Source organism: Nostoc sp. NMS4 (genome assembly GCF_017115095.1).
In the GTDB taxonomy this organism is placed as follows: Bacteria; Cyanobacteriota; Cyanobacteriia; order Cyanobacteriales; family Nostocaceae; genus Nostoc.
Genome location: NZ_JABXKI010000252.1, coordinates 21,194 through 27,733, shown reverse-complemented (window position 1 = coordinate 27,733; position 6,540 = coordinate 21,194). Strand labels below are relative to the sequence as shown.

The 6,540-nt window shown below is 41.5% G+C and carries 6 protein-coding genes, 1 tRNA gene and 1 pseudogene; 3 read left to right on the top strand and 5 right to left on the bottom strand.

The features are described from left to right. Positions 1–402 precede the first annotated feature (402 nt). On the bottom strand, positions 403–573 hold the full coding sequence (locus HWQ37_RS22730) for a hypothetical protein (protein ID WP_099099534.1): 171 nt from the start codon (positions 571–573) through the stop codon (positions 403–405). A 480-nt stretch (positions 574–1,053) separates the two neighbouring features. On the opposite strand from HWQ37_RS22730, the gene ald reads away from it, so the two are divergent. Next, entirely contained in the window at positions 1,054–2,145 is a 1,092-nt protein-coding gene (gene ald, locus HWQ37_RS22725) for an alanine dehydrogenase (protein WP_292751125.1), read from the top strand. A gap of 146 nt (positions 2,146–2,291) precedes the next feature. On the opposite strand, the pseudogene HWQ37_RS22720 reads toward ald, so the two are convergent. Together HWQ37_RS22720 and HWQ37_RS22715 are read right to left on the bottom strand one after the other, a co-directional pair. Further along, positions 2,292–2,777: pseudogene (locus tag HWQ37_RS22720) on the bottom strand (type I restriction-modification enzyme R subunit C-terminal domain-containing protein); the annotation flags it as partial. Between the two features lie 95 nt (positions 2,778–2,872). Continuing rightward, positions 2,873–3,325 (bottom strand): MerR family transcriptional regulator, encoded by a 453-nt coding sequence (locus HWQ37_RS22715; RefSeq protein WP_292751119.1) that lies wholly within the window; start codon positions 3,323–3,325, stop codon positions 2,873–2,875. An 81-nt stretch (positions 3,326–3,406) separates the two neighbouring features. Between HWQ37_RS22715 and HWQ37_RS22710 the strand changes: the two genes are divergently transcribed. Next, positions 3,407–3,601, top strand: a complete 195-nt coding sequence (locus tag HWQ37_RS22710) for a hypothetical protein (protein WP_292751128.1) — start codon at positions 3,407–3,409, stop codon at positions 3,599–3,601. 89 nt (positions 3,602–3,690) lie between these two features. Here the strand turns inward: HWQ37_RS22710 and HWQ37_RS22705 are convergent. Continuing rightward, positions 3,691–3,762, bottom strand: a tRNA-Thr gene (locus HWQ37_RS22705). A gap of 33 nt (positions 3,763–3,795) precedes the next feature. Between HWQ37_RS22705 and HWQ37_RS22700 the strand changes: the two genes are divergently transcribed. Beyond that, the gene (locus tag HWQ37_RS22700; protein WP_292751116.1) at positions 3,796–4,089 is read left to right on the top strand and encodes a DUF3493 domain-containing protein; all 294 of its coding nucleotides are present in this window, start codon (positions 3,796–3,798) and stop codon (positions 4,087–4,089) included. A 348-nt stretch (positions 4,090–4,437) separates the two neighbouring features. Here the strand turns inward: HWQ37_RS22700 and HWQ37_RS22695 are convergent, their stop codons facing one another. Beyond that, positions 4,438–6,132 carry a DUF1565 domain-containing protein gene (locus HWQ37_RS22695; protein ID WP_292751112.1) on the bottom strand — a complete coding sequence of 565 codons (1,695 nt, stop codon included), beginning with the start codon at positions 6,130–6,132 and terminating at the stop codon, positions 4,438–4,440. Positions 6,133–6,540 lie beyond the last annotated feature (408 nt).

The following is a 6,540-nucleotide window of genomic DNA, read 5'->3' as shown; positions in this document are numbered from 1 at the left end:
ACTTCAAAAAACGAGGTAATACAGCATTCATCACAGCTTGGTTGGTTCCAGTTCACCTTTTGTGTATATTTACTAAGAATACCTCACCCATAATTTGCCTTTCTCATTCAAGGCATACACTAAAAAAATCATAAGTACGATTTTTTTAGTAGGGGGAGGAAATTTACTCATTAATCGCCTTGCACATATTAGTTGCAAGTCTATGATATTTCCATCGCTAATAGGTATTTCGATTCCTCTCTTACTTATATTCTATGGCAGTTATTTATAAGTCTAATTAATCTATCTAGGGCGAAATACTCCGCTATCAATTATTGAAGTCAAAACCAACTGGTTGTTCCAGCTGGTTGTAACTCTTTTAATTACTAGCTTACAACTTCAAGATTGTGCTCGTTGATGGCACTACTTCAGACCCAGCCATGATAACACCCCTTGATTGGTGACATATTCAATCACCAGCATCAAACCAAAGCCAATCATTGCAGCTCGACCATTCAAGCGTTCGGCATATTCGTTAAAGCCAAACTTAGGCTCTTCTAGTTTAGGTGTAATTGTTGGTTGTGTTTGTGTCATTTTTTTAGAAACCTTTTTTCGGCAAACGGGACTTGATATCAGACTCCTGGTAGAAGTCGCGGAAAGTGGGGATAATTGCTACTTGCTTTTCATGGTATCTAGAAAACCTCTCTTCTATTTCTCTCGTAAAAGGAGAGAGACTTGGAATTTTTTAGATGACGTAGAAAAGTTAGGATAGCTTAAAAGCTGATTGCAATGCTTGAATGCCAAGATAACTTGAGAAATTCAGCAAGAGCTTCCTAGTAGGGAGCTATACAATCGCTCTTTTAATAAATTGTTACTATTCTTTATATATTGTATAAATACTGGGGCAATAGTCAAGAGTAAGAGTTTGGGCTACTCAGATTGAATTAAGAAAGTTAGAACAGAGATTAGGTATCTCTAATCCAGCTATCTCTAATACGGAACTAGCAAGACGGAAGTAGCAAGCTTGAGATTGGAAAGCTACAGTTAAACAAAAAAAATTATCAGAGGCGATATATGGAAATCGGCGTTCCCAAGGAAAATAAGGATCAAGAATTTCGGGTAGGGTTAAGTCCTTCGAGTGTGCGGGTGCTGCGAGAAAATGGTCATAGCATCTTCGTCGAGACACAAGCGGGTAATGGTGCTGGATTCTCTGATGATGACTACAAAAGTGCTGGAGCTGAGATTGTCCCCACATCAGAAACGGCTTGGAATCGGGAATTGGTTGTTAAAGTTAAAGAGCCTCTGACATCTGAGTATAAATTTTTGCAAAAAGGGCAGATATTATTTACTTATTTACATTTAGCAGCCGATCGCAAATTGACAGAGCATTTAATTGATTGTGGCACTTGTGCGATCGCTTACGAAACTGTAGAACAACCTGGTGCAAACAAACTACCTTTACTCACCCCCATGAGCGTAATTGCCGGTCGGCTAGCAGTACAATTTGGGGCGAGATTTCTAGAACGTCAGCAAGGTGGTAGAGGTGTGCTTTTGGGCGGTGTCCCTGGAGTTCAACCAGGAAAAGTAGTAATTTTGGGTGGCGGTGTTGTCGGTACAGAAGCAGCTAAAATTGCCGTAGGCGTGGGTGCTAGCGTCCAGATATTAGATGTTAGTGTCGAGCGTTTATCTTACTTAGAAACCATTTTTGGCTCTAGAGTCGAATTGCTTTATAGCAACTCTGCCCATATTGAAGCTGCTGTTAAAGAAGCCGATTTGCTTATCGGTGCAGTTTTAGTGTTAGGACGGAGAGCGCCTATATTAGTATCTCGTGAATTGGTAAAACAAATGCGTCCTGGTTCGGTAATAGTTGATGTTGCCGTTGACCAAGGCGGTTGTATAGAAACATTACACCCAACATCCCACACAAATCCGGTATACATTGAAGAGGGTGTGGTGCATTATGGCGTTCCCAATATGCCAGGAGCAGTACCTTGGACAGCAACTCAAGCACTTAATAATAGTACATTACCTTATGTTGTCCAGTTGGCGAATTTGGGAATTTTGGCACTGGAGGTTAACCCAGCATTAGCTAAGGGTGTGAATGTGCAGAATCATCGCTTAGTGCATCCTGCTGTGCAAGAGGTGTTCCCTGATTTGGTAAATTAAGGAGTGTAAGGATTAGGCGATCGCTTATTCTAATGGTGGTAGCGATCGCCAATCAGATTATTTCAAATTTTCTTTCTTGCTGTGCAAGTACGATTGGAAATATAGTCCGAATCATGCCTAAATTTGCCTTTTATATAGTTAGACTTGACATCTAGACTTTCAATATCTTCAATCCCCTCATCAGCATACTTATCTAACAAAGCATTTAAAACCGTTCTGGCTTGTTCGCCATAGTTGCTAAAGTAGTTACGCTTGCGGACATTGTTTGCTCTTTCTTTGCGTGTTAGTGGCGGTTGGTCAAAGACAACATGACAAATTAAATCTAAAGGGTCAAAATCCTTACCAACCTCTTTCTCTAACGCTTCCAAGGGTGCACCCAGTTCTTGTAACTCTTGGATAATAACCTGCTTCTGCTCTGTAGAGTGCCATTTCTTCAAGAAAGCATCTAACGAGCCATACTCCTGACTAACTGTTTTGCGAGTATAGTCTTTAATCGATTCGGTAATCAACTTACCGTCTTTACTGTAGTATTGCTCTCGAATAAAAGCAATAGACACCTCTTCGTCTGCAATTACATACCTATCCCGCGTTTGCTTGCGGTTAATCTTGCCATCATCTATAGTTTGGCGATCGCTTCAATTGTGCGATTAATGGCAATCTGTTGACAATAGCGTGGCTGTTTTTTATCAGGACTAGGATAGTAATCTTGAGAAACAATCGAGTCAAATTAGCTACTAAAGCTTTTGAGATTGTCCCTTAATTGTTGATGAATGCGATCGCACCAAAAAGGAATTACAGTTTTTCCTTGACAAAGAGCTTCTAGCGCTATTTGCTTGTCAAACTCTGCCAATTGCAAAGGTTGTTCAGGCGATCGCGTGGTTAATAACATTAGTCGCTTCATCTTTTCTTCGGGAAGAGACTCATCAAATAACCAAGGTTCCCGTTCGCGCAGTGTTTCCAAAGCTGCATGGCAAACCTCAAAATTTAACCCAATTGACAGCAACTGCTCCATTACTGTTAACACCAACAGGTCAGCTTTGGAGTAGTAAACATTACGACCTTTGCCAGTGCTATTAACCGTAGGTACTATAACTCCCTTCTCCCGCCAATACTGCAACTGGCGACGAGAGCAATGAGTAATTTCTGCTGCTTCTGTGCTTGTGTAGAACTTTCCTTCCATAATAATCATCCTATAGAAGCATTTCCTAAAACACATTGCCTTTTTATAAAACATAATGTGTTTTTGTGATATTTTATTTTTATGAGCCAAATTACTATTCAATGTCGCCTAATTGCCAGTGAATCTACCCGCCAAAAACTCTGGAAGTTAATGGCAGAATTAAACACACCCCTGATTAACGAACTACTTCAACTTAAGATAGGGTTCAATAATGAGTTACACCTAAGTTGCAACCGTCCTCCCAGTAATGGGAGGGTTGAAAATTCTATTGATTGAGATTGTTTTACTTAAACTTTAGTTGCAACCCTCCTTCCAGCGATGGGGGGTGAAAACTAACTTGAGTGTTAAGTAATTTTCTATATCAAAGCCGATGATGGGATTTGAACCCACGGCCTGCTGATTACGAATCAGCTGCTCTACCACTGAGCCACATCGGCGTACACAATCTAAGAGTATAACATGATTTAATCATGGCAGATCAAAATCCTAAAAATCGCCTTAACCCTGAACAGTATGCCAGCCTCAAAGCAGAAATAGCCGCTCCTTATCGCGGCTTACGACAATTTTTTTACATCGCTTTTGGTGCTTCTGGCTCACTCGGCGCATTTGTTTTTTTCTTCCAAGTGCTTGCGGGACGGGATGTTGAGAGTGCTTTGCCAAGTTTAGCTCTCCAAGTAGGAATAGTTGCCCTAATGGTTTTCCTCTGGCGCTGGGAACAGCGTCGGCAACGAAGCACTCAATCGGGTAAAAATCCTAATTCCTGAAGGCAGTTCACCAGTTGAAATTCAAACTGGGTATCGATAACCCTGTGTTAACATTATCGCCACAACGCCGAGACTACAACAATAAAAAAAACGTTAATCAAACCTTTGAGAGTGTGGAAATAGTTCATCAATTGCTTGCTCAACTAACCTGAATACAGATTCAGGATACAGGGATGGATTTTTGGTTACATTTTCAATAAACCCAATAACATTGAAATGGGGTCAGCTATATTTAAAGACCCCAAGTTTTATGTTTAAAAAAGCCAAAAAATAATAAAACTCACATTATTTGGAAGCGCCAGACTAATAATTTATTAATCTGGCGCTTCCAATTTGCTAACTAGGCATTTACTGAACTGTTACCAAATAAGATGAAGGAATTGGTTGGGCGCGTCCAGCATTGACAAGTGCCTGGTAAACAAAGGCAGCAACTTCGGCTCTAGTCGCTTCCCGATTAGGATTGAGTTGTTTAGCTGTGGGATAGTTGATTACTAATTGCTTTGCAGTTGCCGCAGCAACAGGAGCGATCGCATAATTAGGAATCTGGGCAGCATCGGTGTAAAAAGAAAGGATATTCTGATTATTCGCAGTTAAGCCCAAACCATTAGCTAAAGCGACTAACGCTTGCACTCTGGGAATTTGCTGCTGTGGCTTAAAAGTGCCATCGGGATAACCAGAAACAAATTGACTCTGGTAAGCAGATTGAATTGCAGCATAAGCCCAGAAATTGCTTGCTACATCCTTAAATTTAATTGCTGCGCGTTTGGTTGGTGGTTTTAGGGCTTTAGTGACAATAGTGGCGAATTGAGCGCGGGTTACGGGTTCATTGGGTTTAAAGCTGCCATCAGGAAAGCCCGCAATAATATTTTGAGAGGCTAAGGCTTCAATGTAGATTTTTGCCCAGTAAGTTGCTGTTACATCTTTAAAGGCGACAGGCCCTCCAGGGGGTACGTCAACACTGGCGGCAACAAAATCTACTGAGCCAAAAATCTTTTTCTGATCGATATCGTTGCCAACGGCAATAATTCGACTTGTTTTGGTGGCGTTGTTCACATCATAACGAGTGTTATTGCGGATAAGATTGCCACCAGGATTTTCGTTAGTACCAAGGTCGGGTAAAGCACTAACAGTTGCTACAACTCCATCCCGCTTATTGTTTTGAATGACATTCTTACGCAATATGGGCTTCGCTGACTCTGAGATAAAAAGACCGTCTTGGTTTTCGATAATTTGGTTTTCTACAACTAGAGGTGTAGAAGTCCCACCGATCGCAAGACCAAAACCAGTATCCTGAAATAAGTTACTCCGAATTTCTCCTTGGGCAGCTTTAGCAATTGAAATTCCATTGCCTTTGTTTTGTACAAAGAGGTTACTTTCAATTTTGGGATTGCCTGTACCCGTGACAAAAACACCCTCTCTAACACTGTTAGTAAAAGTACTGTTTTTGATAATCGGATTAGTTGACTCCACCCACACACCCGTACCCCGGCTATTTGGGTTGGTGACAGTGACACCCGCGATCGTGGAATCTTGGTCGGCAAGGATGGTAATGTCTTGTCTGGCAAAGGTGCGACTAGTGTAGAAACCTCCACCTGTAATCAATATCGCCTGACCTTTAGTAGCTTCATCACCGCGCAGTGTCACCCCTGGTTTAAGTAAAAGCGGGAAGGTTTCACCACTTTCCTGGTTATAGTTACCAGGTGCTAATTGAATCACTGCACCTGCTTGGGCTTGACTGAGAGCGAAACTGATGCTTTTGTAGGGTGTAGTTGAGGTTGCACCAGCACCAGCACTATCTGCACCAGTTGCTGGATTAACGTAAATTGCTGCGGCAGTTGCAGGAGCTTGCGCTGTAAGAGTTGGGGCGATATTTTCTGGGTGAGTCGCACCAGCATTAACCTCACCAGGTAGTAGTATTGACCCACTACAAACAACAAGTATTGCCGTTAGTCCGGCTCCCAGGCGCAAAGTATATTTGAGATGACTGCTAGAAAGAAGGCGAAAATTTTTCGCTAGAGAATTGTGAAAACCCCGATATTTCATTTTTTCCGTCTGTGATGTGCTGAATTACGGTATGTCGAACAAGGTTAAAGGTAGCAGCTTTGTAGCTGTTGTAAACCCATGCAAAACTATACTGGATGATTAGCACTGATTCAGCTAAATTCCCTAGATAGATCACAGAACTTATACATTAGTTATATTGTGTTATTCAGAAAATTTTCTGAGAGGCGCTATTTTAGCTGTGTCACGCCACTATGGGGATGAGGCGATTTTTAGTATTCCCTAAAGCTAGATGCCGCAACTAATTATGCTGCAATACGATCGCAGGATAAAACAAACCTATTGAAAATTGGGAGAAATGCTTTTTAATTTTTTGGGGCTGCGTCGCGTCTGAAGTTATTTCTACACCGCCTCAAAGAGCAGACAGGCTTACGACGAGCCACTTTGCTA

Coding starts and splice junctions, on each gene's coding strand:
- HWQ37_RS22710 (WP_292751128.1), top strand. CDS start 3,407: ATGAGCCAAATTACTATTCAATGTCGCCTAATTGCCAGTGAATCTACC.
- ald (WP_292751125.1), top strand. CDS start 1,054: ATGGAAATCGGCGTTCCCAAGGAAAATAAGGATCAAGAATTTCGGGTA.
- HWQ37_RS22730 (WP_099099534.1), bottom strand. CDS start 573: ATGACACAAACACAACCAACAATTACACCTAAACTAGAAGAGCCTAAG.
- HWQ37_RS22700 (WP_292751116.1), top strand. CDS start 3,796: ATGGCAGATCAAAATCCTAAAAATCGCCTTAACCCTGAACAGTATGCC.
- HWQ37_RS22695 (WP_292751112.1), bottom strand. CDS start 6,132: ATGAAATATCGGGGTTTTCACAATTCTCTAGCGAAAAATTTTCGCCTT.
- HWQ37_RS22715 (WP_292751119.1), bottom strand. CDS start 3,325: ATGGAAGGAAAGTTCTACACAAGCACAGAAGCAGCAGAAATTACTCAT.